Here is a 25202-nt window from a genome sequence, read left to right as displayed (position 1 = left end):
GGTGTTTTTACTCAACCTAAGGAGCTTCTCCAATGTCTACGCATTTCATCGCCACGTTTTTTGCGCTGGCATTCGGCCTGTGTAGCCTCAGTGCCCAGGCCATGCCGCCCGACCCGCACCCTTATCTGCCTCTGACACCGTATCACGGGGTGGACGCCCCTGGCCCAATGGGCCAGTACGCGGTGGAAGGCCAGGTCCAGCGCATGCTCATCAATCCCTACGGTGAGGTCGACGGCCTGCGCCTGAGCGACGGAACCATTGCCAAGTTTGCGCCGCACATGGCCGCTGCGCTCACGGCCACGGTCAAGGTGGGGGATGCCGTCCGCATCATCGGGCGGGTGGAAACGCGGGGCACGGTCAAGGCCGACGCCATCATCCACTCCGAGAGCGGGCGCACCGTGTACGACCAGCCGCCGCCGGTTGGCGAAGGCAGAGTCCTGCCGCCACACCTGCGCGCCCAGCGTCTGCAGCCCCAGCAGGTGGAAGGCCAGGTGGATACCGTGCTCACGGGGCCACGGGGCGAGGCCAACGGCGTCATCCTGAGCGATGGCAGCATCGTTCGTTTCCCGCCAGAGAGCCTGCGTCTTTCCGTGCAGAAGGGCGCACCGTTCGCGGCATCCGGGCTGGGCACGCGCAATGCGTTTGGCACTGCTTTGGAAGCCGTCAGCATGGGCACCACATTCTCCACCCTGCAGCCGCTCTACGACCGCGCGCCTTAAGGAAGTGCCTCTGTGCACTAGGAAATGACGATGACAACGACTTCCGAACCCTCAACGCATGCCCGTTCGCGGAGCTGGTTGTCCGGCCTGAACTTCTTCCTGGCTGACGTCCGTGACGGCCTGGGCCCCTTCCTCGGTGTGCTTCTGGCCAGTCACGGCTGGCGAGCCGATGACATCGGCTACGTAATGGCCGCCGGCGGCGTTGCAGGCATGCTGGCGACCACGCCGATGGGGGCCTGGATCGACGCTTCGCGCCATAAGCGGCTTCTCCTGGCAAGTGGCACCGTCGTACTCATGCTCGCCATGGCAGCGCTATGGACGTCGCCGTCGTTCGGCGTCGCTGTCGCCTCTCAGGTGGTGACGGGGGCTGTTGGCGCGTTGATGGGCGCTGGCATCATGGGTATCACCTTGGGCATTGTTGATCAGCGAGACTTGTCTCGCCAGCTCGGCATCAACGAGGCCTGGAACCATGCCGGCAACGTGGTCGCGGCTGCATTGGCCGGGCTGGCAGGCTACCGCTGGGGGCTGTCAGCCGTATTCGTTTTGATGGCCCTTATGGCGTGCGCGGCGCTTGCTTGCTTGCGTAAGATCCAGCCGCAGGACATCAATCATGAGCGGGCCCGCGGTGGTGAGCTCACTTGCAACCAGCCTGCGCAAGGCAGCAGTCCCTCGCCTTCCACATGGCGGGTTTTGACGGATTCGCGTGAGCTGGGCCTGCTCGCGATCACCCTGCTGCTGTTTCACCTGGGCAATGCCGCGATGTTGCCCTTGTTCGCGCAGTCGATCGTCACGCGTGGGCTGGCGGACCCCAGCGTGTTCACGGCATCGACCGTCATCGTGGCGCAGCTAGTCATGATTCCTGTGGCGGTTTGGGCAGGGTGGTATGCCTCTCGGCACGGGTATCGGGCATTGATCATAACCGCGCTGTTGGCCTTACCCTTGCGAGGGCTAATCGCCGGATTCTGGGCGTCCCCGTGGGCATTGATTCCGGTACAAGCCCTGGACGGGATAGGGGCGGGTTTACTGGGGGTCGCCTTGCCTGGGCTGGTCGCTTGCATCCTGCGGGGCACTGGGCACGTCAATGCAGGGCTGGGTGCAGTGATGGCGGTCCAAGGGATAGGTGCGGCCATGAGTCACGCACTCGCCGGTTGGATCGCGCATCATTTCGGCTACAGCGCAGCCTTTGTCGCTTTGGGCGCCGTGGCCGCAATCGGACTACTCATCTACCGCTTTGGCGTCTCCTTCCGAGTGCATCCGCATAACTTGGATAGCAAGACGCAGGGATGCTCTTCTCAAGCATTTGACGGGCTCTCGGACGTAACATCAAAGTCGACAACGGTTGGCTCAGCGAAATCACCATGACAATAAATAGCGTGCTGCCCGCCATCACCCCCATCGGCCAGCGCCTGTTCGACTTGGTGCTCAAAGGTTTTGTACGAAAAGTAGGGTCATCCATCGTTGTGGGAGCGGGCTTGCCCCGCGATGGAGTGCGAAGCGCTCCTGTACCCGATATCAAATAGTATCAAAGACGCCGCGGATTCAGGCTTTGCTGCCGCGTTGCGGCAGATCGCGGGGCAAGCCCGCTCCCACAGCGATGGATGACCATACAGCAAGCTTCGAATGTATTCGAGATTGTTTGTCGGTGAAGGGGGTTACAAGGGTATGGTCAATTTAGGTATTTCAAAACACATGCTTTTATAGTTGGGCGGCATGGCGCACAGTTGGGTCCGGCACCCCCACATGTTATCCTGGTGATTTTTAGCGCCCAACGTATAGCGGGTGACGTATTCGTAGTCTTTCATAAGCAAGAGTAACATCGATCCGTCTTTTATCTTCCAGTACGACCCGCGGGACACCTGCGAATAGGTTGTGCCTAGGCGCTGAGCTTCTTTGTAGTTCGCGCCCTCTTGCGAGCCGTTGGGTGCGCCATATTTTTTTGATATATCACCCACCATCTTATTAAACTGGTCTATGCTGCAAAGCGATTGTGTATGCGCTCTGTCAGGTCCTATCGCCTCGCTCCTGCTTCCGCTATAGGATCCATCTATGCTTTGCCATAGCCTTGCTCGCGACGTTTTACCCTTCTGAAGTATTTGAAAAACCTCAAACTTTGAACCTAGAAAATCTTGCCAGTATTTTATGTATTGGCTTTGCGATGTTGTAACCAGTGCGTCCGTGTTTAATTTTTCAAGCGGAACCCCAAACTTAACGTCGAGTATCGAGTCGGCTGACAGATGAGTGGCGGCGCCACTGTTTTCTTCTGTGGTGGTTTTCTGGGTAATTCGAACGTTTTCTATGTTCTTTATGTTTTCGATATTTTTTATGTTCTTTATATTTATTGTGGTTTGTGTGTTTTTTGATTGCTTTGGAGCGATATAGTTTTCCATTATCTGGTCTTGAAATTTTTCCCAGCGTTTTAATTTTTCGACACTTGAGAGGTCTGTGCTATTTAACCGTTTGCAGTATTCGGCCGACAGCATTTGAAGTACAACAATCTGGTCTAGATTCGGGTAATTTTCATAAAGGCTTTTCACCTCCACTTTGGTTTTCACTGAAAGGTCTACGAGTTTTGCGCCGGCTAACTTCCCTGCGCTTCCCTCGATATTTGAGATGACGTCTGCTCCTATATTTGTGATTGCGGCTGGTGCGGGAGGGCAGTCTGATGCATATAAATTTCCTGCGCCCACGGAGCAAAGGGTCGCTATCACGAATAATATTTTTAGATTCATGGCTTAGGCTCCGTTGACTTGACGTTGTTGCAGGAAATTAGAGTATAGATCTGAAATTTCTTTATGAATCGCCCCGTTGTTCTGTACGCATTGAATGACTACCTTTGGCTATTAGGCGCTGTACGAAATCCCCAATCGACGCAACGGTTTCGGGGCTGGCGAAACCAGGGGGCATTCGTTCAGATGCTCAAACGCTTGCCCACTGCGTCCCTGAGTCGTCGTGATAGGCCGTTTTATGATCGCAGCCTGCTTGCCAGCAAGCAGGCGCGTAATTTGGCGGGTGCCAATGGGCGTGACAGGCGGGTAACGCGGCCTGATTTCGGGTCACATACCACTGACAGCATATCGACAACGATCGGCAATGCCTTGGGCTGCAGGCGGTAGACTTGCTCCAGCAGGGCCAGCAACGCCCGTTGATCCTGGTGATGCAGGTCGCAGAGCACCATTTCAAAGCATTGGCTGCTGCTCAATAGCGCTGACGCCTCGTCGGCAGGTGTCGCGCCCTGTGCTTCGCACCCCCAAGCCTGCAAGAGCTGTACAGTGGACCGCAGTGCCACTGGATCATCTCCGACAACCAGACAGTTCATACCCAGCAACCCCAGCCGCAAAGGGGGTTGCGGCCACCGGGTACATGGGTGATCGATCCGTTTGATATCACGATACGGCACAGCCCTGCTGATGTGTGCTGCGTGCTGGCAGCACCGTTCGATATTGTCACGGAAAATTCGACGATTATGGATGTTGATATCAACTTGGCGCTTGATGCCGGCAGTAATGTGACAATCCATACGGGGCCCGCCACCGCGTCAGATACCGGTGGGAATATCACTATTCAGCCTGGCGTATTTATACGGCGGCGTGCAGGGACGGCACCATTGGAACTTCGATTTGACGCGAACGAGCATATTGTGGGTAGAAATTTCTACATGGTGTCTGAGTCAGGGCCTTTGAATGTTGTATTTAATGCCAATGCCAATGGTTTTCGTCCGGAAGTGGGAGACATAGACTTTGCATTCGTCAGCGGTGGCTTGAATGATGTCGATATCGACGATGACGGTGTTGTGGACACTCGGTCACTCATCAGAACGAATGGCGGTAGTGTGAGTTTTCTGGCGGGCGGAGGGCCAGAAGCAACTACGGTGACCACGGTCGATCCGGCAATTATTCTGAGTGAGTTGAGGCTTGATACACGGGATGGCGCGTTGTCAGGTGGTGGCGGCGTCGTGATGCGTGGGCATACGGCAGGCGACACGGTGGTCAATTTGTTTAATTCGGAAATTCGCACGGCGGACGGCAATATTTTTATTGAAGGGCAACGGCCAAGTGCGAACCATATTGGCATCATTGTAGATAACAGCGTGATCGAATCGGGCCGAGGTACTATTGGCTTGTCGGGGGGGAGTTTTTTTGACAGTGGCATCAGCGTGAGAAACAACAGCCGGATTTTCTCCAGCGCGGGCAGTGTGGCGCTTGCGGGCTCTACAACAGAGGGTCTGTTCGGGTTAGCGGTGCTGGGCAGTACAATCGGTACCGATAGCGGACTAGTGTCGCTTGCAGGGATTTCAACGAATACATTTGGTGTGCAGGTGTCGGCGAGCACCTTAGGTGTCGGCAGTGGAAACATGAGTATCCGTGGCGCGTCGCTCGAGGACACCGGTGTGGCGCTCGCAGGCACTACCCTAAACGTAGGAAGTGGAAATTTTACGCTGAGTGGCAGCTCATTGGATGCGCTCGGCGTGGAGTGGCGTGATACCGTTTTGAATTTAAACAGTGGTGAGGTGGTGGTGAGTGGGCGCTCATCCGACGCTGAGGGCATGTTGCTGTCCGGAAGTGACTTCAACGCGTTGTCTGGGAGTATCTTGATGAGTGCTCATTCCGATGACGCCACTGGGTTGCAAACAGCGGGTGGCCGATTTGATGTGCAAGGGGCTGATTTGACACTGAGCGGTAGTTCAATCAATGCGGTCGCGCTGGGGGTGCTAGGTACTGAATTTGAATCGTCCGCTGGATCAATAACGCTGAGGGCGAGCTCATCCAACGACGTCAGTGTTCACATTGAAGCGGGTGATATTCTTACTGCCAGCGGGGAGGTTCTAATACGCGGTGCTTCCCCGAATGGCACCTTGGGCGTAATGTTGCTCGATAGCCATGTTGAAACGCAAAATGGTAGCATCACCTTGTCGGGGGAGGCAGGGCTATCCGGTAATGAAGTGGATAATCGCTCAGGCCTGCAGGTCATCGGTAGTCGTATCGTGGCAGATGAAGGAAGTATCGACCTTCGAGGACGTATCACTGCCTCTACCCGTGATGCGGCGGTTCAGATCGATTCTTCTACGGTTGCCAGTGAAATACGCTCGAAGCGTGGTGACGTAAGCGTGGCAGCTGAAGCCGCTGAGAGCACGAATGTCTTCGGCTTGCTGATTAACGCCAGTACACTGTTTGCGGGTAATCAGTTGCAGTTCAGGGCGGCCATAGACAGTCCGGGGCCGTCTGCTTTGGTTATTTCCGACAGCACCCTTGAAGGGCAGGGCTCGATAAACTTTCGTCCCGGCGGTGTGAGCGACTTAGGTGAATTGACAGACTATGTATCGACGCTGATACAAATCGGCGGTGGCGTTGATGGGGAAGCCCCCCTCAGCAGTTTTCAAATCGGTCAGGATATTCTCGATCAAGTTACAACGCCGTTGTTGATTCTTGGCAGCGATATCCAGACCGGGCAGATTATCGTGACCGGTGATACCTCGGTGGCTAACGGTATTCAGCTCACATTGCAAGCTGAAGGCAGTGGCGGGTCAATTGACGTGCGCGCACCGTTGCGTGTGGGTGATCGGGCGCTTGCCTTGCTGGCAGAGGGTGCAATCCGCCAGAGCCAGACAGGCGTTATCACTGCGCAACAGTTGGTGGCGAGTTCGCGTCGTGATAGCGTTCTGCTCGGTTCCAGCAATGACATTGGCCGCTTCGCGGCGAGTGCTGCCACGGACCTTCGCCTCACCGATCATACTGGCGATTTGTTGCTCAGTAATCTTTCCTTTGGTGCCATGGGCTCGGACACTACGAGCGTGCGTCAACTAGCAGGCACCAGCGCAAGCGCGACGACGGTGCTGACGGTCGATGAAGGCAGCCTGTTGCAGGCGCCCGATGCCAATGTCAAAACGGGCAACTTGCTGGCCGTCAGCGGCAACGCAAGCGTGCAATTGAACAATCCCAGCAACTCGGCCCCCCTGTTGGCGGGGCGGGCCGCACAGGCCTTCAGTTTCACCAACAGCAATGGCCTGGGCTTGGGAACCGTGGAAGGCACGTCAGGTGTTCGTGCAAACCAAGTGACACTGCGTGCAGCCAGCGGTGATGTCACCTAGGTCGCGGGCGCTGATATCGTCTCGGAAAGTGTATTGGTGGAAGCCCTCGCAGGTAGCGTAAGGCTCGATAACGTGGACAACGCGCCACACATTCTGGCTGGGCGCGCCGCTGAGGCATTTTCCTTCACGAACCTGGACAACCTCAGCATAGGCACCGTCAATGGCGTTTCCGGCGTACAGGCCGCAAGCGTGTTCATTCGCAATCTGCAAGGTGATCTCACGCTCGATCAACCGGTTACGGCAACAGCGGGCAGTGCTGTGCTGGTGACGGGGGGACGGCTGCAGAACCCGTCTGGGCAGACGCTTTCGGCGAGCAGTTTCTGGCAAATATGGGCAGACAGCTGGGTAGGCGAGAGCCGCGGCGGCCTGGTTGGCTCGGGCAGTCTCCCGAACCTCTACGGTTGCGCTTTTGGCGGCGCTTGCGTCAGCGCTGCCGGCCTGGCGCAAACGTCCGGCGATAATCACTTCATTTACCGGGCGCAGCCCACCGCTCAGGTGACCATCGGCTCTGGGGGCAGCCCGGCGGGTATTTTGCGCATGGTGCCCATATCCATCAGCGGGTTGATCCTGGGAGACAACGGCAATGGCATCATCGGCACGTCCGACAGCGGTTTCATTGTCGGTGGCCGGCCTGGTACGTACCCGGTCAATGGCACATTCACCTCCGCCGAAGGTTATCTGTTGACCGTTACGCCTGGTGTCTGGACCAACTACCTGACTACCGCAGTTGAGACTCGGCCGGACTGGACCCGCGAACGCCCGGATACATGGCTGTACGACCACAACATGGGGGGCGCGGCGATGTGTGCCGCGCCAGGGGTGACCGTGGCCGACACCGTGCAGGATGGCGATGTACTGGCGCGTGAATGGTCGCTGGTCAAGTCGCGACCTAAACTCAGTTCCTGTGTCGCGAGCGACAAGCAGGGCGGGTGTTCCGATTTCTAGTGGCGCCCCATGCAGCTGTACTGGGCGGTCTGGCAAACAGGTGTAGCCTTGGACCGTTACAAGTGGATTACAGTGGGCGCATCGAGGGGGGGACGAACGCGCAATCCCTCACCTAGTCGCCTCCATTATCAGGTGGCTCAATGCTCGGAACAGCTTGACGTTCATGAGCGTTCTCCCGGATGTGTTGAATGAGTGGTAAGGATTACATCGACTAGAGACTCTCAGGATCCCCAAAAAACATCTGTATCCGCGACCGCAACCACCGCTCTGCCGGATCATTATCCTGCGCCCCCCGCCACGCCATGTGCAGCTCGAAACTGCGCACCTCCATCGGCAGGTCCTCGGCCCGCAGCCCCCCGGCCGCCGTCAGTACATCCGCCGTGTAATCCGGCACCGTGGCAACGATATCGGTACCGGCTAGCAAACTCCCCAGACCATTGAACTGCGGCACCGCGAGCACCACGTGGCGCTTGCGGCCAATTTCTTCGAGCGCTTCGTCGATGAAACCGGACAGATCACCGGCGAACGACACCAGGGCGTGTGGCCGGGCGCAGAAATCGTCCAGGGTGATGCTGCCGGGCACGGTGTCGGCACGCAGCAGTTTCGGCTTGCTGCGGCGCAGCACCTTGCGCTTGGCATTGGCAGGCAGCTCGCTGGTGTAGCTGACCCCCACCGATATTTCGCCAGAGGCCAGCAGCGTCGGCATCAGCAGGTAGTTGACCCGGCGCACCACCAGCACGATACCCGGTGCCTCGGCGCGGATGCGTTTGAGCAGCTGCGGCAGCAAGGCGAATTCGGCATCGTCCGACAGGCCGATGCGAAACACCGCGTTGCTGGTCGCTGGGTCGAATTCGGCGGCGCGGCTGACGGCGGTGGAAATCGAGTCCAGCGCCGGGGAGAGCAGGGCGAAGATCTCGTGCGCTCGCGCCGAAGGCTCCATGCTGCGGCCGGTGCGCACGAACAGCGGGTCGTCGAACAGGTTGCGCAGGCGCGACAGTGCTGCGCTGATGGCCGGCTGGCCGAGGAACAGTTTCTCGGCAGCACGGGTCACGCTGCGTTCGTGCATCAGCGTTTCGAACACGATCAGCAGGTTGAGGTCTACACGACGCAGGTCGTTTCGATTCATCGGTGCGCTTCGCCTAAAGTGGGGCAGGGGTGAATCTTAAGGCCAAAGGCTGTTACCCTGCACCGATTTCCGGGGGCCAATTCATATGAATGTCAGGTGCCCAATCAATGACAAGCATGTCGACTATTAATGACCACTGATGGTCTAACGGCCAAAGCCCGGATAAAGTCCGTGGTAATAGAGGTTCACAAGGCGAGGTATGCGATGTCCCGCATGATCCGTTTCCACAAGTTCGGTGCAGCCGATGTGCTCCGTTGCGAGGAGCAGGCCGAACCGTCGCCCGCCGCCGACGAGGTGCAGATCCGCGTCGAGGCGATCGGCGTCAGCTGGTATGACGTGCTCTGGCGTCAGAACCTGGCACCGTCCCAGGCCCGCCTGCCGGCGGGGATCGGCCACGAAATGGCCGGGGTGGTAATGGCTGTCGGCGAAGGGGTCGAGGACATTGCGGTGGGCGACCGGGTCGCCAGTTTCCCGGCCACCAGTGCCAATGATCACCCGGTGTACGGTGATGTGATCGTGCTGCCACGTACAGCGATCACCCGCTACCCGGATATTCTCACGCCGATCGAGGCCAGCGTGCACTACACGCCGCTGCTGATCGCCTATTTCGCTTATGTCGACCTGGCCCGTGCCAAGGCCGGGCAGACCGCACTGGTTACCGATGCCAGCCATTGCGCGGGGCCTGCGTTCGTGCAACTGGGCAAGGCCTTGGGGCTCAAAGTATTTGCTGCCACCAAGGAGCCTGAGCAACGGGAATACCTGTTGGGCCTGGGGGCGGACAAGGTGATCGTCACCGAGGAACAGGACCTGCTGCTGCAGGTCGGCAAGTACACCGACGGTCGCGGCGTGGACATGGTCCTCGATGGCATGGGGGGGCCGCAGATGTCGCTGCTCGGCGATGTCCTCGCACCCCGTGGCAGCCTGGTGCTGTACGGCCTGCAAGGGGGCAACCAGACGCCATTCCCGGCATGTGCGGCGTTTCAGAAGAACATCCAGTTCTATGTGCACTGCATCGGTAACTTTACCGGCAAGCCGGAACTGGGCATCAGCCAGGACCAGGTCGCGCTGCAGCGCGCCCTGCGGGACATCAACCAGTTCACCGCCGACCAGTTGCTGACCCCGCTGATCATCAAGGTGTATCCGTTCGATCAGGTGGTCGAGGCGCATCGCTACATGGATGGATGCCCCTGTGGCGGGCGGGTGGTGCTGGATATGGCGCAAGCATCTTGATGTAGCCTTTGAAGACAACAGGAACCCGGGCAGTGTCCCGGGTTTTTTGTGTGTGCGATTTAGAAGATTCAGATGCTTCCTACAATGAAAGGATACATGGACTACATATTTTAATAGTTTGCCGATTGTTGCGGTAATATCTCGGAAGATAATTAAAGTTGAATGCTAGGAGCGCTCTGTTAATTGTGTATTCACACAGTGGCTGAATGGTTTTTTTACCCTTATCTGTATCTTCTATTCGATGTTCAACGCTCGATAATGGCCAGGTGATAGTTTGCGCAAGGAGCGTGGAATGAGCATGGCTATGCCCGAGCTAGGGCAGCATATGGCCGCAGCCGATGGTCGGTGTGGGGCGTTCTTTTCGATGGCTTGGCGACAGGGCATGGCACGTCGTTACTTCCCAAGGTTTGTAAGAAAATTCTTCAGGGTCGACGCGTTGCGCAATGTGCAGTTGGCCGTGTAATGAATGCATGAAGTTGATGAGGTGATTACGTGAGTACTATTCACGACCAGGCGATGCACTATATCTACCAACAAGTGCTTGAGCGTTTGTTGAGCCATATGTCCCAGGCGCAGCGCGCTTCGTTGCAGTTGTTGATTCAGCGGTTGCTGGTTGCTGCCGGTGGCCCCGAATACATCGGGACATTCCGTTTGCTGGTAGTGCAAGGCAATGACCGCCGCAGTGCCCACCTGCTGGCCATCCTGCGTGCGGCCCAGTTGAGTATCGCCTTGCGCGCGCCTGTGACCTTTCAGTTGCGGGTACTGGTCGTCAGCCTGCCAGCCGCTGGCGGCACCGCGCTGGACAACCATGAGCGCAGCTTCAATGCCTTGTTCATGCAGGATGACCCGCGGGTGCAACTGCAGATGACCGAAGGTTGCGAGGTCGTGCCTTTCAGCCGGCGGCCTTCGGCTGCCACCGAGCGCTGGGCACTGGCACGCAATGCCATGCTGATGTTCGGGCATGTGGTCGATGCCAGGCCCGAAGCCCTGTTGGGCAGCCGGCTGCACCTGGAACTGGCGGGTGCCGTGGGCCTTGCGCTGCAGGCGCAGTCGCGTGCGGATGTGCTGATTACCGCCGTACCTGCACGCCAGCGTCGGCGTTACCTTGCCTGGGCCCGACGTAGCCTGTGCCAGGCAGGGGAGCGCGGCCCCCATGTCCTGCACCAGTGCCTGGCGACACTGGCCAACGGGCTGGGCAGGTTGCATGGGGTTGCCGGGTCCCCACTGGAGCCTGTGGACGTTACGAGTAACGTGGAGGCCGAGGGGGCTCCGTTGCGGGTCATCGCGATCGATGACTTGCTGCCGCACCTGCTTGAGGAAGAGCAGCTCGATCTCATGCTGGGCTGTCGCTTTGACGCGGCCTTGGACGCCTGGCCATTGGCGGCATTTGTCGACCCGCGGGCGCTGGCACAACTAGACGAATTGCGTAGGCGTTGCAGCCAGCCAATGGTCCATCGACAAGCATTGCGCTTGGCCAGCCCTTGCGATGGAGGCGGGCAGCGCGAACCAGGCTCGGTGCCTCTGGGTAAAGCCTACGGCATGAGCCAGACGCAACTGGTGTGCCTGCTGTTCAGCCCCTTTACCAGGCAGGGCAAAGGCCTTGAGCGCTTTCTGAAGTGCCGCCATTCCGACATGCTGGTGGCGTTGCCTTACCTGCATCGGGCCTTGCAAGGTAAACCTTGCCCCGATGCGGTGCAGGACTGGTTGGTGAATACCAGTGGCTTGCCGCTTGTTCAACTGCGGGCGATTTATGAGGGGCGTCTGCAACCCGCGTCCAGGCGCTTGATGGCCAACCTGGCCCGGCGTGATGTGCACCTGAAACTGTTGCCGCCCGCGTCCGTGACTGGAAAACCTGGCCTAGGGGGCTTGCCCTGATGGGCCGATCGGTACTTGGCGACTACGCCTATCGGAAGGTGTATCACTACCTCGAAGCGCTGATCGACGAGGCGCAAGGGCCAGCGCCATGGCGCTTGCCTTCGTTGCGCATGCTGTCCCGGCGCTTGCGCGTCTCGTTGGCCACGGTACAGAGCGCCTACAGTTTGCTAGAGGACGAGGGGCGTGTGCATTGCGTACCGAGGTCAGGGTACTTCGTGCGCGTTGATATACCTGCCGGGGGTCAGCTTCTGCCGGCGCCGGGGCCAATGAACGTATCGCCTTACCCCATGCTGGAGCGTTCATTGTTCAGCCACGAGCGGCGCCTGGCACGCCAGCGGGCGCGTGGCGCTGCCCCGCTGGAAGAGGTCGCCAGTGCCCGGCTGCGCAATGCGTTGGCCGAACGCTATACCCGCTCATCCAGCCATTACTGGCGTGCCGAAGAGGTTCATCTCGCACCCGACGTGCAGGCGTTGCTGGAAGTGCTGCTGGCGGCCCTGGCCCTGCGCGGGGGTACCGTGCTGGTGCACTCACCGTGCTGCTGGCAGGTGCTGCGCGCCCTGCAGCGTTGCGGCATGCGCGTGCTGGAGGTACCGCTGAACGCGTGTGGCGCGGCGGACCTGCAGGCGCTGGCACGGGTGCTCAGTGCCGAGCCTGTGGGCATGCTGGTCATGCCGTCATGCCTGAGCACGCCCCAGGGCCGTCTGATGTCGCCGCAAGACCAGCAGCAGATTGGCCAACTGCTGGGCGATTACCCGGTGTGGTTGCTGGAAAACGACCTGGATAGCGAGCTGTGTTTCAGCGGGCCGCCGACTGCGCGTTTACGCGATTGCGTCGACCCGCGCTGGCTCTTGGTGATGGGTTCGTTTGATGCAACGGTGGGGGGTGAAGCGCCTTACGCCTATGTGATGGGGCATCATGCCGCGCTGGCCGAAGCCTTCGCCCAGCGCGCGTTTCAGCTTGCACCCTTGCGACTGCAGGCGCTGGCCGTGATGCTCGGCAAAGGTGAAATCGAAAGGCAGTCGGGTAGGCTGCGCGCGGAACTGCAGTGGCGCATGGAGTTCCTCTGCCGACAACTCAAGTTGCAACTGGGCGAACAAGTGGCTTTCGAACTGCCTGATGGTGGCTGGACCCTGTGGCTGCGGCCTCACCGACCAGTAGCCTTGGAGGGCGTGGTGGCAGCGTTGTCAGGCACCGCCTTGCGTGTGGTCCCTGGCGGGCAACACAGCACGCAGGTGCGTCATCAGCAATACCTGGCGCTGACGTGGGTGGGTGAGGAACCCGATGCGCTGCAACAGGCACTGGAGAAGCTTGCCCAGGCGCTGGAGCTGCGCTGCGGTCGGCCGGTGGGGCAGGATGGCTGAGTGGCTGCCCCACAAGCAACGCGTCCAACCTCAAACGCGTGCCCTACTGCTCCTGTCCCTGGCGCAAACGGGTGCTGATCAACGCCGCCACTACCAGCATCGAAGCAATGATCCACAAGCCATTGCGGGTACTGCCGGTGGCCTGTTCGATCACGCCCATCACCGACGGCCCGACAAACCCGCCAAACAGCCCGCAGGTGGTGACGAAGGCCAGGCCGGCGGCCAGTGCGTTACCGCTCAGGCGGCTGGAAGGGAAGACGAAGATGATCGACTGCACCACGAACAGCATCAGCGCGGTCAGCGAAAAACCGATCAGGCCGATGAAGGAGCTGGACAGCGAAGCGAGCAGTAGCCCGGCCGACATGGTCAGCAAACCGAAAAACAGCAGGGTGCGGCAACGGCTGGGCGAGGTCGCCAGGCGTGGGAATGTCGCGGCGCCAATTGCGGCGGCAATCCAGGGCACAGAGGTCAGCAACCCGACCTGGAAGGGCGACAGCGCGGCATAGGTGCCGATGATGCCTGGCAGGAAGAAGATCACCGTGTAGATGGTGATCTGGTGCACGAAGTACACCGCAATCGCCAACCAGATCTGCTTGTCGCGAAACATCTGCCCCAGCTTGCTCTGTTGCGGCGCCGCAGCCCTTTCGGCAGCCAGACGCCGCTCGATGTCCTGGGCATCGGCAGCTGACAACCACGGCGCCGAAGCGGGGCCGTCGGGTAGCTTCTTCCACACCACATAGGCCAGGGCCACGGCGGGCAGGCCTTCGAGCACGAACAGCCATTGCCAGCCGTGCCAGCCCAGCACGCCGTCCATTTCCAGCAGGGCGCCGCCCAACGGCCCGCTGAGAGTGTTGGCCAGGCACACGCCCAGCAGGAAGTAGCCAGTAGCACGGGCGCGCTGTTCGCGGTCGAACCAGTACGTCAGGTACAGCATGACCCCAGGGAACAGGCCGGCCTCGGCCACCCCAAGTAGCAGGCGCATGATGTAGAACGAGGTTTCCCCCTGGACGAACGCCATGCCCGCCGAGAGCAGGCCCCAGGTAATCATGATGCGGGTGATCCAGAAGCGCGCGCCCACCCGGTGCATGATCAGGTTGCTCGGCACTTCGGCCAGGGCATAGGTCAGGAAGAACAGGCCGGCACCCAGACCGTAGGCCGCCGCCGACAGGCCCAGGTCGATACCCATGCTGGCCTTGGCCAGGGCGATGTTGGTGCGGTCGAGAAAGCTCATCACGTAGACGACGATGAGCAGTGGCATCAATTTGCGCAGCAACAGGCCGTTCAGGCGCTGTTCGGTGGCGACGGCAGGCGCGGTGGCCGCTGTCGCGCCGGTGAGGATTGTCATTGTTTTTTCCCCGTGAAAAGTGCTGGCGGTGCGCCGCGCAAGCCGCGGCACACCGAGTTGGTCAGTCAGGAACGGTTGATGTCGAGCCACACTGCGCCGTTGGGGTACTGGTAGCGCTCCAGGGTATCGGCGTGCATTTCGATGCTGTAGCCCGGGCGCTGCGGCGGCATGTAGCGACCGCGACGGATCACCACCGGGTCGAGGAAGTGTTCGTGCAGGTGATCGACGTATTCCAGCACCCGGTTGTGCAGCGATGCCGAGACGGCGATGTAGTCGAACAAGGCGATGTTCTGCACATATTCGCACAGCCCGACCCCGCCGCCATGCGGGCAGACCGGTACATCGTACTTGGCGGCCATCAGCAGCACGATCAGCACCTCGTTCAGGCCACCTAGGCGGGCGGCGTCCAGTTGGCAGAAATCCAGTGCGCCGGCCTGGAACATCTGCTTGAACATCACCCGGTTGTGGCAGTGCTCGCCGGTGGCCACGCCGATGGGGGCGATGCGCTGGCGAATGGCGGCGTGGCCGAGGATGTCGTCGGGGCTGGTGGGCTCTTCGATCCACAGGGGCTCGAAGGCGGCCAGGCGGCGCATGTTGGCCACCGATTCATCGACGCTCCAGACCTGGTTGGCGTCCATCATCAGGGTACGTTCCCAGCCGATCTCGTCACGCAGGATGCTGGCGCGGCGAATGTCTTCTTCAAGGTCAGCGCCGATTTTCTGTTTGATGTGGGTCCAACCGTCCGCGACGGCTTCACGCGCCAACTGGCGCATTTTTTCTTCGCTGTAGCCCAGCCAGCCGGGTGCGGTGGTGTAGCCGGGGTAGCCTTCGCGCAGCATCTGCGCTTCGCGCTGGGCCTTGCCTGGCGCCTGGCGGCGGAGCAGGGCGATGGCTTCTTCGGGGGTGAGCACGTCGGTGACGTAGCTGAAGTCCAGGCAGCGCACCAGTTGCTCTGGGGTCATGTCGGCCAACAGCTTCCACACCGGTTTGCCTTCGTGCTTGGCCCACAGGTCCCACACGGCGTTGATGATGGCGGCGGTGGCCAGGTGGATCACGCCTTTTTCTGGGCCAAGCCAGCGCAGCTGGCTGTCGCCGACCGTGAAGCGGTGCCAGAACGCGCCCATGTCGGCGGTGATTTCTTCCAGGGTCAGGCCAACGATCATCGGTGCCAGCGATTGCACCGCCGCCGCGCAAATCTCGTTGCCACGGCCGATGGTGAAGGTCAGGCCGTGGCCTTCGAGGGCAGCAGCGTCGGTGTGCAACACGACGTAGGCGGCCGAGTAGTCGGGGGCGCTGTTCATGGCGTCGGAGCCGTCCAGCGACAGCGAAGTCGGGAAGCGAATGTCACGAACGCTCAGGTGGGTAATGCGTATGCTCATGGCGGACTCTTGTTCTGGTCAGGCAGTGGGAGAACCGACTGTAGGTTGTCGAGCGATATAGGCATAATCGCCAATTCCTAAGTAGGGATATCGGAATTGATATGTCTAAGATGCCCGCAGACAGCCCAGCACTGGCGCAAAACCTAGGCACCTTGAAAATTTCCAGCCGCCAGATCACCTTGCTCAACGCCTTGGGCGAGTTCGGCAACCTGCGCCGCGCCGCCGCTGCCATGCACACCACGCAACCGGCGGCCAGTTTGCTCTTGCAGCAGCTGGAAGAGCGCCTGGGCGTGCGCCTGTTCGAGCGCCTGCCGCGTGGCATGCAGCCGACGCTGTATGGCGAGGTGATGATCCGCTATGCCCAGAACGCGCTGCATGAATTCGAGCATGCCCAGGCACAGATCGCCGAGCTGGCGCGCGGCGCCATGGGCCTGGTACGGGTGGGCAGTGTCATGGGGCCGGTGCCCGGTTTGCTGACCAAGGCGGTGTTGGCCTACAAGCGCGACCACCCCAAGGTGCGTATCTCGCTTGAAGTCGGCACCAGCGACACCTTGTTGCCCGCCCTGTTGCGCGGTGATTTCGACATGGTGGTTGGGCGTTTGCCGGACCAGAGCGACAGCCAGGACCTGAACATCGAACTGTTCGAAGGCGGTGAGCAGATGCGCGTGATCGCCCGCGCCGGTCACCCCCTGGCCAACGCCAAGGCGTTGCAACTGGCAGACCTGGTGGCCCTGACCTGGATCCTGCACCCCATCGGCAGCCCCATGCGCCGTCGAGTCGAAAGTGCCTTGCAGGCGGGCGGCATGGTGCAATCGCTGGACATCGTCGAAACCGCCTCGATCCTGGCCACCACCGCGATGCTGGAAGCCTCCGAAATGATTGCGGTGGTGCCCAATGATGTGGCCGAGCATTATGCGCGCTACGCCATGGTGGCGATCCTGCCGGTGGAGCTGCCGATCACGATGGCCAACCTGGGCTTGCTGACCCTGCGCTCGCGGCCCCACTCCGTGGCCCTGGACCGGCTGCTGCACTACCTGCGCACACAATAGCCATGCCTTTGGACCTTTTCGAGGTTGCCCTCTGATGCCGTCGGACATTACCCATTCCAGCTTCTGCAACTGGGTCCGTTTCAAGCACCTGGTGCTGATCGACACCCTGGCACGTACCCGCAACATGCACGCCACCGCCACCCGGATGAACCTAAGCCAGCCGGCCCTGAGCAAGATGCTGCGCGACCTCGAAGAGCAGTTCGGCTTCGCCTTGTTCGAGCGCCTGCCTCGCAGCATGCCGCCTACCGAGCTTGGCGAGTATGTGGTGCGCTACGCCCAGGGGGTGTTGGGTGACTCGCAGCAGTTTGTCGACCAGGTCAACCGGCTGCGCAAGGGCGGCCACGGGTTTATCCGGGTGGGCGGTATTTTTGCGGCCACCCCTGTGGTGCTGCCTCAGGCCATTGCCGCCATCAAGGCGCGCAGCCCGCTGCTGTCGATCGAGGTGGTGGAGCACTCCAGTGATCATCTGCTGGCCATGCTGGAGCAGAACAAGCTCGACATCATGATCGGCCGCTTCACCGAAGAGCGCTTCAGCCAGTTGTTCGACTACCAGCCGCTGGAACCCGAACCTTTCAGCCTGGTGGTCAACAGCCGCCACCCGCTCAATGACCTCGCCAGCACTCCACTGGAAGCACTGGGCGATTGGCCGTGGGTGCTGTACCCGGTGGGCACGCCGATCCGCAACCGCCTGGAACAGGCCTTCAGGGTTGCCGGCATTGCCACACCCGCCGACAGCGTCGAGACCATCTCGATGCCGATGTTCCTGCAGTTGCTGCAATCAGGCCCGATGATCGCCATGTTGCCCAGGTCCATGGTTGCCGCCCAACTGAACAGCGGCCAGTTCAAGGAGCTGCAGAGCCCCTTGCACCTGCCTGCGCTGGAGTACGGCATCGTCACCCGCAAGGATGAGCCATTGACCCCTTCGGCGCGTGAGTTCGTCGATATTCTGCTCGACTTCGCGCAGCAACGACGTGCCGCACAGGGCATAACAAGCGATTGATAAATCGTAGCCGATAGGCGGTATTGATAACCCTGGGTTATCGCGTGATCGGATCATCTCATTGGGAATGTTGCGCAAGGCTTCTTACAGTGGTCGCAGATTCGCCCGGCATCGAACGGGCGTCGCCATAACAAGAAGTCAGCCGCACCGCCCTGAGAGGTCCCATGCAACTGATTGCCCGATCCGGTGACCTTGCCGTCATCCGCCTCAACCCGCTGGACAACGTACTTATCGCCCGCCAGGCCCTGCCTGAAGGCCTGCGCCTGGACGCTGAGGCGATCACCGTGCGCCAGGCGATCCCGTCGGGCCATAAAGTCGCCACGCAGCGCGTGGAGCAGGGCCAGCCGCTGCGCCGCTATGGCCAGATCATCGGTTTTGCTTCGCAGGCCATCGACGCTGGCGACCATGTACACGTGCACAACGTGCAGATGGGTGATTTTGCCCGTGACTATGCCTTTGGCGTCGATGTTCGTAGTACGCCGGGCGCCGAGGCGGTGTTCCAAGGTATTGTGCGTGCCGATGGCCGGGTAGCCACCCGCAACTACATTGGCATCCTCACCTCGGTGAACTGCTCGGCGACCGTGGCCCGTGCCGTGGCCGACCATTTTCGCCGCGATATTCACCCCGAAGCGCTGGCTGACTACCCGAACATCGATGGCGTGGTGGCCTTGACCCACGGCGCCGGCTGCGCGGTGGACCCCGCCGGTGAGGCCCTGGGCCTGTTGCGCCGCACCCTGGCGGGGTACGCCGTACACCCCAATTTCGCCGCCGTGCTGATCATCGGCCTGGGCTGCGAAACCAACCAGATCGAAAGCCTGCTGGAGACCCAGGGGCTGACCACCAGCACACAACTGCGCGCCTTCACCATTCAAGGGATTGGCGGTACCTCGAAGACCATCGCCGCCGGCATCGAGCAGGTCAAGGCGCTGCTGGCCCAGGCCAACCAGGTCGAACGCGAGCCGGTCAGTGCGCGCCACCTGATCGTAGGCCTGCAATGTGGCGGCTCCGATGGCTACTCGGGGATCACTGCCAACCCGGCCTTGGGCAATGCCGTCGACCGCCTGGTGGCGGCCGGTGGCACCGCGATTCTTTCCGAAACGCCAGAAATCTATGGCGCCGAGCACCTACTGACCCGCCGCGCCGTGAGCCGCGAAGTCGGCGAGAAGCTGGTGGCGCGCATCCACTGGTGGGAAGACTACTGCCAGCGCATGAACGCTGAACTGAACAACAACCCCTCGGCCGGCAACAAGGCGGGTGGCCTGACCACCATCCTCGAGAAGTCGTTGGGTGCGGTGGCCAAGGCCGGTTCCAGCAACCTGGTCGACGTCTACCAGTACGCCGAAGCGGTACGGGCCCACGGCCTGGTGTTCATGGACACGCCGGGCTACGACCCGGTCTCGGCCACCGGCCAGGTCGCGGGCGGTGCCAACCTGATCGCCTTCACCACTGGCCGCGGCTCGGCCTATGGCTGCGCGCCGGCACCGTCCATCAAATTGGCGACCAACAACCGGGTGTTCGAGCACCAGGAAGAAGACATGGACGTCAACTGCGGTGGCATCGCCGACGGCTCTACCAGCATCGAAGAGCGCGGCGCGTACATCTTCGAACACATGCTGCGCATCGCGTCCGGCGCGCGCAGCAAAAGCGAACAGCACGGCTACGGGCAGAACGAGTTCGTACCCTGGCAGATCGGTGCCGTGACCTGATCGACAGCCCATTCCTGAATGTGAGGCAACCCTTTATGCACGTTAGCGGATACAACTTCATCGCCGGTCAGCGCAGCGCGTTGGGCCAGGCCCTGGTCTACAGCGTTGACGCCCACACCGGCGAGCGCCTGCCAGGCGGCTTCCATCAGGCCACCCTGGCCGAAGTCGACAACGCCGTGGGCGCGGCCACCGCGGCCTTCCCGCTGTTTCGTAACCTGCCAGCGGTGCGCCGCGCCGAGTTCCTGGAGGCCATTGCCGACGAGCTCGACGCCCTCGGCGAAGACTTCATTGCCTTGACCTGCCAGGAAACGGCCCTGCCCACTGCCCGTATTCAGGGTGAGCGCGGGCGCACCAGCGGGCAGATGCGCCTGTTTGCCCAGGTGCTGCGCCGTGGCGACTTCTACGGCGCCCGAATCGACCAGGCGCTGCCTGCCCGTACGCCTTTGCCACGCCCGGACTTGCGCCAGTACCGCATAGGCGTAGGCCCGGTGGCGGTGTTCGGTGCCAGCAACTTCCCGCTGGCGTTCTCCACGGCCGGTGGCGACACCGCAGCGGCCCTGGCGGCCGGTTGCCCGGTGGTCTTCAAGGCCCACAGCGGCCACATGGCCACCGCCGAGCGGGTGGCCGAAGCACTGATCCGTGCCGCTGAGCGCACGGGCATGCCGGCCGGCGTGTTCAACATGATCTTCGGTGGCGGGGTTGGCGAGGCGCTGGTCAAGCACCCCGGCATCCAGGCAGTGGGTTTCACCGGTTCGCTCAAGGGTGGGCGTGCGCTGTGCGACATGGCGGCGGCAAGGCCGCAGCCGATTCCGGTGTTCGCCGAAATGTCGAGCATCAACCCGGTGCTGGTACTGCCACAGGCCTTGGCCTCTCGCGGCGCACAACTGGCCAAGGAACTCACCGCTTCGGTGGTGCAGGGCTGTGGTCAGTTCTGCACCAACCCGGGCTTGGTCCTGGGCATTCGCTCGCCGGCGTTCAGTGCCTTTGTCGAGCAGTTGGCCGGGCACATGGCCGAGCAAGCGCCGCAGACGATGCTCAACGCCGGCACCTTGGGCAGCTATGGCAAGGGCCTTCAGGCCTTGATTGCCCACCCTGGGGTCAAGCTGTTGAGTGGCCAGGCGCAACAGGGTAACCAGGCCCAGCCGCACCTGTTCGAGGCCGATGTCAGCCTGCTGCTGGCGCATGACGAGCTGCTTCAGGAAGAAGTCTTCGGCCCGTGCACGGTGGTGGTCCAGGTGGCCGATGAAGCCGAGCTGTCACGCGCAGTCTCGGCCTTGCGCGGCCAACTGACTGCCACCTTGCTGGCGGACGACGCCGACCTTGCGGCCTACGGCTACTTGCTGGGTGAGTTGGAAGTGAAGGTCGGCCGCGTGCTGCTTAATGGCTACCCCACGGGTGTCGAGGTGTGTGACGCCATGGTCCACGGTGGCCCGTACCCGGCCACCTCGGACGCGCGCGGCACCTCGGTCGGCACCCTGGCCATCGACCGCTTCCTACGCCCGGTGTGCTACCAGAACGTACCGGACGCGTTGCTGCCCGCGGCCTTGCAGAACGCCAACCCGCTGGGCATCCAGCGCCTGGTGGACGGCAAGCCAAGCACCGCTGCCCTGAACTGACCGCGGAGTGACAGGCATGACGCAAACCAGACGCTTTGATGTGCAGGCGCTCACTGCGTTCGTCGAGCAACTGTTTGAAAACGCCGGTGCCGATGCCGAGGTCGCCCAGGTGGTGACCCAGGTGTTGCTCGAAGGTGAACTGTTGGGCCATCGCACCCACGGCCTGAACCTGGTCAGCCGCTATATCGGCGGCATGCTCAGCGGCCAGGTCAAGGCGCAGGCCCAGGCGCTGGAGCACGTGTCGGACAGTGGCGTTTCCAGCCTGTTCGACGGCCACTACGTGCTTGGCCCGTACTGCGTCAGCCGTGCCCTCGACTGCGCGGCCAAAGGCGCCGGTGAACAGGGCATCGGTATCGCGGCAGTACGCCGGGCTGCGCACATCGGCTGCCTGGCGGCTTACCTCAAGCCCTACACCGACCGTGGCCTGGTGGCGATGGTGTACTCCTCCGACCCATCGGTGGGGCTGGTCTGTGCCCATGGCGGCGTGGACCCGGTGTTCACGCCCAATCCGATTGCCGCTGGCATACCGACCCAGGGGGAGCCGATTCTGCTGGATGTGAGCATGTCCACGGTCACCCTCGGCCTGGTGGGGCAGTGCCGTGATGCTGGCAGCCGGCTGCCGCACCCGGTGCTGATGAGCAACGATGGGCACCTGAGCGACGACCCGAGCGACTTCTTCACCAGCCCCCAGGGCAGCATCCTGCCACTGGGCGGCCAGGCCTTTGGCCACAAGGGCTTTGCCTTGGCGATTCTGGTCGAGGCGCTGACTTCGGGCCTGGCCGGGCATGGCCGCAAGGACGCGCCAGAGCAGTGGGGCGCCTCGGCCACTGCTGTGGTCATCGACCCGCGCTTTTTCGGCGGCCTGCAAGCGTTCACGGACGAAACCAGCTTCCTTGGCCGGCTGATCCTCGCCAGCCGCCCGGTAGACCCCGCGCGCCCGGTGCGCCTGCCTGGGCAGGCCGGCCTAGCCTGGCGCCGGCAAGCCTTGGAGGAGGGGGTGAGCTTGTCGGCGCACGTGGTCGCTGACCTTGACCAGCTGGCTGGGCAGTTGCAGCTGACGGCACTTTCGCAAGCGCTTTCCCAATGAATGACAATGACAACAAGGGTGCACACATGACAGACCAATCGAACGCCAACCCACCGCTGCAACTGAGCCACGACCTCGCCGTGTTCGACACCGGCAGTTGGGTCGGGCGGGTCTGGCTGCCGGATCAAGGCCCAGCCGTGGTACTGGTCAAGGCCGGCGCCGTGCACGATATCAGCGCCCATGTGGCGACCGTTTCAGCGTTGCTCGAAGTGGCCGATCCGGTGGCTTACCTGCGCTCGCTGCCGTTGGCCGAGGCGTTGATCGAGTTACCGGCCCTGCTCGGCAACAGCGACCCCAGCCAACGTGACGCACGCTTGCCCTGGCTGCTGGCTCCGATCGACCTGCAAGCAGTCAAGGCCGCCGGCGTCACCTTCGCCGCCAGCCTGCTGGAGCGGGTCGTGGAAGAGCAGGCCAAAGGCGACCCGGCCAAGGCCGATGCCATCCGCGATACCCTGGCCAGCCGCATCGGTGCGGACCTCTCGCAGATCATCCCAGGTTCTGCCCAGGCCGAAGCGCTGCGCAAGGTTTTGGTGGAGCAGGGCTTGTGGTCGCAATACCTGGAAGTGGGCATCGGCCCAGACGCCGAAGTGTTCACCAAGGCGCAGCCACTGTCGGCGGTCGGGCATGGCGCCGACATCGGTATCCACCCCAAGTCGAGCTGGAACAACCCAGAGCCGGAAGTGGTACTGGCGGTATCGAGCGACGGCAGCATCAAGGGCGCCATGCTTGGCAACGATGTCAACCTGCGCGACTTCGAGGGGCGCAGTGCCTTGCTGCTGTCCAAGGCCAAGGACAACAACGCCTCCACCTCGCTGGGGCCATTGCTGCGCCTGTTCGACGAAAGCTTCAGCCTGGACGATGTGCGTAACGCCGAAGTGGACCTGCGTGTCGAAGGGCAGGATGGCTTCATCCTTTCTGGCCGCAGCTCCATGCGCCAGATCAGCCGCGACCCACAGGACCTGGTGCAGCAAACCCTCAACGAAAACCACCAGTACCCCGACGGGCTGGTGCTGTTTCTCGGTACCTTGTTCGCGCCCAAGCAGGACCGCGACCAACCAGGCAATGGCTTTACCCACAAGCAAGGCGACCTGGTCGCCATCAGCAACGCGCAACTGGGCACCCTGTGCAACCGCGTGACCACCAGCGACCAGGCGCCGCAGTGGGGCTTCGGCCTGCGTGCGCTGATTGACAGCCTGAGCCGGCGCGGCCTGCTGGAGGCGGCGGTGACGGCGCGGCAACCTTGAGGGTTGTCGCACTCCAGGGATGAACGCAACAGGATCGACGGATCGCCAAGGCGCTGACCGCGCTGCAACAATAATAATAAAGGCCATCAAATGAACCCTATGAAGAAGTATCAGCGCCTCACCGTTGTCTTCCTGCTGTTGATCGGCATCGTCAACTACCTGGACCGTAGTGCGCTGTCGATTGCCAACACCTCGATCCAGAAAGACATGATGATCAGCCCCTCGCAGATGGGCATTTTGTTGTCGGCCTTCTCCATCGCCTATGCCTTTGCCCAGTTGCCGATGGGCATGATCATCGACCGCCTGGGCAGCAAGATCGCCCTGGGCGCCTCGTTGCTGGCCTGGTCGGTGGCCCAGGCCACCTTCGGCATGGTCAACAGTTTTGCCGGCTTCATGGGATTGCGTGTGTTGCTGGGGATTGGCGAGGCGCCGATGTTCCCTTCGGCGGCCAAGGCCTTGTCCGAATGGTTCGACGCCAACGAGCGGGGTACCCCGACCGGTATCGTCTGGTCCTCGACGTGCCTGGGCCCCTGCCTGGCGCCACCTTTGTTGACCCTGTTCATGGTCAATTTCGGCTGGCGCGGCATGTTCATCATCACCGGCCTGATCGGTGTGGTGCTGGCGGTGTGCTGGCTGACCTTCTACAAGAGCAAGGCGCAGTACCTGGCCGAGCTCGCCGCTGAAGGCAAACCGCTGCCGAACGAGCACCAGCAACCGATACTCGCGGCAAACCCGCAGGCACCCAAGGCCTCGTACTTTGCTGGCTGGCTCGACCTGTTCAAGCATCGCAGCACCTGGGGTGCGGTACTGGGCTTCATGGGCGTGATCTACATGCTCTGGCTGCACCTGACCTGGCTGCCCGGCTACTTCGAGCGTGAACACGGGCTAGACCTGTACAAGACCGCCTGGGTGGTATCGCTGGCCTACGGCTTTGGCGCGGCGGGCACAATCGTCGCCGGACGCTTCTGCGACCTCTTGGTCAAACGCGGCATGAGCATCCTTGGCAGTCGCAAGTTCAGCGTCATCACCGGCCTGGTGCTGGCGGCGTTGTTCACCTTGCCGCTGTCCTACGTCAGCGGCCTGACCGGCTGTGTGATCCTGCTGTGCCTGGCGCTGTTCAGCATCAACATGGCCAGTGCCACCGCATGGATGATCGTCAACACCATCGTCGACAGCCCACGGGTGGCGTCGTTTGGCTCGATCCAGAACTTCGGCGGCTACATCGCAGGCTCCGTGGCACCGATTGTCACCGGCTTCAGCATCCAGTACTCGGGCTCGTTCAACACGGCCTTCATGATCAGTGCGATCGTGGCACTGTGTTCGGCGGTGGCGTACTTCCTGCTGCTGAAGGCGCCAATTGGCAGTACCAAGGCCGAGGCGGGGGCGATGGTCGGAGTTACCGAATAGCCCTGGATTAGCCCTTGTAGGAGCGGCC

General features: G+C 61.5%; 18 protein-coding genes. 14 read left to right on the top strand and 4 right to left on the bottom strand.

What is annotated here, in order from left to right; genetic code table 11:
* The first annotated feature begins 32 nt into the window (after window positions 1–32).
* Window positions 33–719, top strand: coding sequence for a hypothetical protein (locus ACSSU5_RS25705; protein WP_492560209.1), 687 nt, complete (start codon window positions 33–35; stop codon window positions 717–719).
* Window positions 720–749: 30 nt separating this feature from the next.
* Window positions 750–2081: an MFS transporter gene (locus ACSSU5_RS25700; RefSeq protein ID WP_492560208.1), complete on the top strand. Its 1332-nt coding sequence runs from the start codon at window positions 750–752 to the stop codon at window positions 2079–2081.
* Window positions 2082–2371: 290 nt separating this feature from the next.
* On the opposite strand, the gene ACSSU5_RS25695 is transcribed toward ACSSU5_RS25700, so the two are convergent.
* A complete protein-coding gene (locus ACSSU5_RS25695; RefSeq protein ID WP_492560207.1) occupies window positions 2372–3448 on the bottom strand; it encodes a hypothetical protein in 1077 nt (358 codons plus the stop codon).
* Between the two features lie 635 nt (window positions 3449–4083).
* On the opposite strand from ACSSU5_RS25695, the gene ACSSU5_RS25690 reads away from it, so the two are divergent.
* Window positions 4084–6804 carry a beta strand repeat-containing protein gene (locus ACSSU5_RS25690; RefSeq protein ID WP_492560206.1) on the top strand — a complete coding sequence of 907 codons (2721 nt, stop codon included), beginning with the start codon at window positions 4084–4086 and terminating at the stop codon, window positions 6802–6804.
* A 36-nt stretch (window positions 6805–6840) separates the two neighbouring features.
* Window positions 6841–7749 (top strand): hypothetical protein, encoded by a 909-nt coding sequence (locus ACSSU5_RS25685; protein ID WP_492560205.1) that lies wholly within the window; start codon window positions 6841–6843, stop codon window positions 7747–7749.
* A 211-nt stretch (window positions 7750–7960) separates the two neighbouring features.
* Here ACSSU5_RS25685 and ACSSU5_RS25680 read toward each other — a convergent pair whose 3' ends face one another.
* Window positions 7961–8875 (bottom strand): LysR family transcriptional regulator, encoded by a 915-nt coding sequence (locus ACSSU5_RS25680; protein WP_492560204.1) that lies wholly within the window; start codon window positions 8873–8875, stop codon window positions 7961–7963.
* A 204-nt stretch (window positions 8876–9079) separates the two neighbouring features.
* Here ACSSU5_RS25680 and ACSSU5_RS25675 point away from each other — a divergent pair, with 204 nt between their 5' ends.
* The 3 genes from ACSSU5_RS25675 to ACSSU5_RS25665 all read left to right on the top strand — a co-directional run bounded on the left by ACSSU5_RS25675 (window position 9080) and on the right by ACSSU5_RS25665 (window position 13341).
* The gene (locus ACSSU5_RS25675) at window positions 9080–10105 is read left to right on the top strand and encodes a zinc-dependent alcohol dehydrogenase family protein (RefSeq protein WP_264313032.1); all 1026 of its coding nucleotides are present in this window, start codon (window positions 9080–9082) and stop codon (window positions 10103–10105) included.
* A gap of 492 nt (window positions 10106–10597) precedes the next feature.
* Complete coding sequence (locus ACSSU5_RS25670; protein WP_492560203.1) at window positions 10598–11980, top strand: hypothetical protein; 1383 nt, start codon at window positions 10598–10600, stop codon at window positions 11978–11980.
* Entirely contained in the window at window positions 11980–13341 is a 1362-nt protein-coding gene (locus ACSSU5_RS25665) for a GntR family transcriptional regulator (protein ID WP_492560202.1), read from the top strand. The genes ACSSU5_RS25670 and ACSSU5_RS25665 overlap by 1 nt, the downstream gene beginning before the upstream one ends.
* A gap of 43 nt (window positions 13342–13384) precedes the next feature.
* Here the strand turns inward: ACSSU5_RS25665 and ACSSU5_RS25660 are convergent, their stop codons facing one another.
* A complete protein-coding gene (locus ACSSU5_RS25660) occupies window positions 13385–14686 on the bottom strand; it encodes an MFS transporter (protein ID WP_492560201.1) in 1302 nt (433 codons plus the stop codon).
* A 65-nt stretch (window positions 14687–14751) separates the two neighbouring features.
* A complete protein-coding gene (locus ACSSU5_RS25655) occupies window positions 14752–16065 on the bottom strand; it encodes an L-fuconate dehydratase (protein WP_264313036.1) in 1314 nt (437 codons plus the stop codon).
* A 101-nt stretch (window positions 16066–16166) separates the two neighbouring features.
* Here ACSSU5_RS25655 and ACSSU5_RS25650 point away from each other — a divergent pair, with 101 nt between their 5' ends.
* The 7 genes from ACSSU5_RS25650 to ACSSU5_RS25620 all read left to right on the top strand — a co-directional run bounded on the left by ACSSU5_RS25650 (window position 16167) and on the right by ACSSU5_RS25620 (window position 25174).
* Window positions 16167–17114: a LysR family transcriptional regulator gene (locus ACSSU5_RS25650; protein ID WP_264313037.1), complete on the top strand. Its 948-nt coding sequence runs from the start codon at window positions 16167–16169 to the stop codon at window positions 17112–17114.
* Between the two features lie 34 nt (window positions 17115–17148).
* Window positions 17149–18114 (top strand): LysR family transcriptional regulator, encoded by a 966-nt coding sequence (locus tag ACSSU5_RS25645; RefSeq protein ID WP_264313038.1) that lies wholly within the window; start codon window positions 17149–17151, stop codon window positions 18112–18114.
* Between the two features lie 164 nt (window positions 18115–18278).
* Window positions 18279–19820, top strand: coding sequence for a UxaA family hydrolase (locus ACSSU5_RS25640; protein WP_492560200.1), 1542 nt, complete (start codon window positions 18279–18281; stop codon window positions 19818–19820).
* 35 nt (window positions 19821–19855) lie between these two features.
* Window positions 19856–21436 carry an aldehyde dehydrogenase (NADP(+)) gene (locus ACSSU5_RS25635; protein ID WP_492560199.1) on the top strand — a complete coding sequence of 527 codons (1581 nt, stop codon included), beginning with the start codon at window positions 19856–19858 and terminating at the stop codon, window positions 21434–21436.
* A 16-nt stretch (window positions 21437–21452) separates the two neighbouring features.
* Window positions 21453–22523 (top strand): Ldh family oxidoreductase, encoded by a 1071-nt coding sequence (locus ACSSU5_RS25630; RefSeq protein ID WP_492560198.1) that lies wholly within the window; start codon window positions 21453–21455, stop codon window positions 22521–22523.
* Window positions 22524–22549: 26 nt separating this feature from the next.
* Window positions 22550–23767: a fumarylacetoacetate hydrolase family protein gene (locus ACSSU5_RS25625; protein WP_492560197.1), complete on the top strand. Its 1218-nt coding sequence runs from the start codon at window positions 22550–22552 to the stop codon at window positions 23765–23767.
* A gap of 99 nt (window positions 23768–23866) precedes the next feature.
* Window positions 23867–25174 (top strand): MFS transporter, encoded by a 1308-nt coding sequence (locus ACSSU5_RS25620; protein ID WP_264313917.1) that lies wholly within the window; start codon window positions 23867–23869, stop codon window positions 25172–25174.
* Window positions 25175–25202: the final 28 nt, after the last annotated feature.

It is taken from the genome of Pseudomonas sp. E1MeOHC2, from assembly GCF_058745025.1.
This window is presented reverse-complemented; position numbering and strand designations above follow the sequence as displayed.

What these genes read in the sequence shown, in the direction of transcription:
- ACSSU5_RS25630 (WP_492560198.1), top strand. Translation starts at nt 21,453, where the DNA reads ATGACGCAAACCAGACGCTTTGATGTGCAGGCGCTCACTGCGTTCGTC.
- ACSSU5_RS25645 (WP_264313038.1), top strand. Translation starts at nt 17,149, where the DNA reads ATGCCGTCGGACATTACCCATTCCAGCTTCTGCAACTGGGTCCGTTTC.
- ACSSU5_RS25695 (WP_492560207.1), bottom strand. Translation starts at nt 3,448, where the DNA reads ATGAATCTAAAAATATTATTCGTGATAGCGACCCTTTGCTCCGTGGGC.
- ACSSU5_RS25665 (WP_492560202.1), top strand. Translation starts at nt 11,980, where the DNA reads ATGGGCCGATCGGTACTTGGCGACTACGCCTATCGGAAGGTGTATCAC.
- ACSSU5_RS25650 (WP_264313037.1), top strand. Translation starts at nt 16,167, where the DNA reads ATGTCTAAGATGCCCGCAGACAGCCCAGCACTGGCGCAAAACCTAGGC.
- ACSSU5_RS25680 (WP_492560204.1), bottom strand. Translation starts at nt 8,875, where the DNA reads ATGAATCGAAACGACCTGCGTCGTGTAGACCTCAACCTGCTGATCGTG.
- ACSSU5_RS25675 (WP_264313032.1), top strand. Translation starts at nt 9,080, where the DNA reads ATGTCCCGCATGATCCGTTTCCACAAGTTCGGTGCAGCCGATGTGCTC.
- ACSSU5_RS25640 (WP_492560200.1), top strand. Translation starts at nt 18,279, where the DNA reads ATGCAACTGATTGCCCGATCCGGTGACCTTGCCGTCATCCGCCTCAAC.
- ACSSU5_RS25660 (WP_492560201.1), bottom strand. Translation starts at nt 14,686, where the DNA reads ATGACAATCCTCACCGGCGCGACAGCGGCCACCGCGCCTGCCGTCGCC.
- ACSSU5_RS25655 (WP_264313036.1), bottom strand. Translation starts at nt 16,065, where the DNA reads ATGAGCATACGCATTACCCACCTGAGCGTTCGTGACATTCGCTTCCCG.
- ACSSU5_RS25705 (WP_492560209.1), top strand. Translation starts at nt 33, where the DNA reads ATGTCTACGCATTTCATCGCCACGTTTTTTGCGCTGGCATTCGGCCTG.
- ACSSU5_RS25700 (WP_492560208.1), top strand. Translation starts at nt 750, where the DNA reads ATGACAACGACTTCCGAACCCTCAACGCATGCCCGTTCGCGGAGCTGG.
- ACSSU5_RS25635 (WP_492560199.1), top strand. Translation starts at nt 19,856, where the DNA reads ATGCACGTTAGCGGATACAACTTCATCGCCGGTCAGCGCAGCGCGTTG.
- ACSSU5_RS25625 (WP_492560197.1), top strand. Translation starts at nt 22,550, where the DNA reads ATGACAGACCAATCGAACGCCAACCCACCGCTGCAACTGAGCCACGAC.
- ACSSU5_RS25620 (WP_264313917.1), top strand. Translation starts at nt 23,867, where the DNA reads ATGAAGAAGTATCAGCGCCTCACCGTTGTCTTCCTGCTGTTGATCGGC.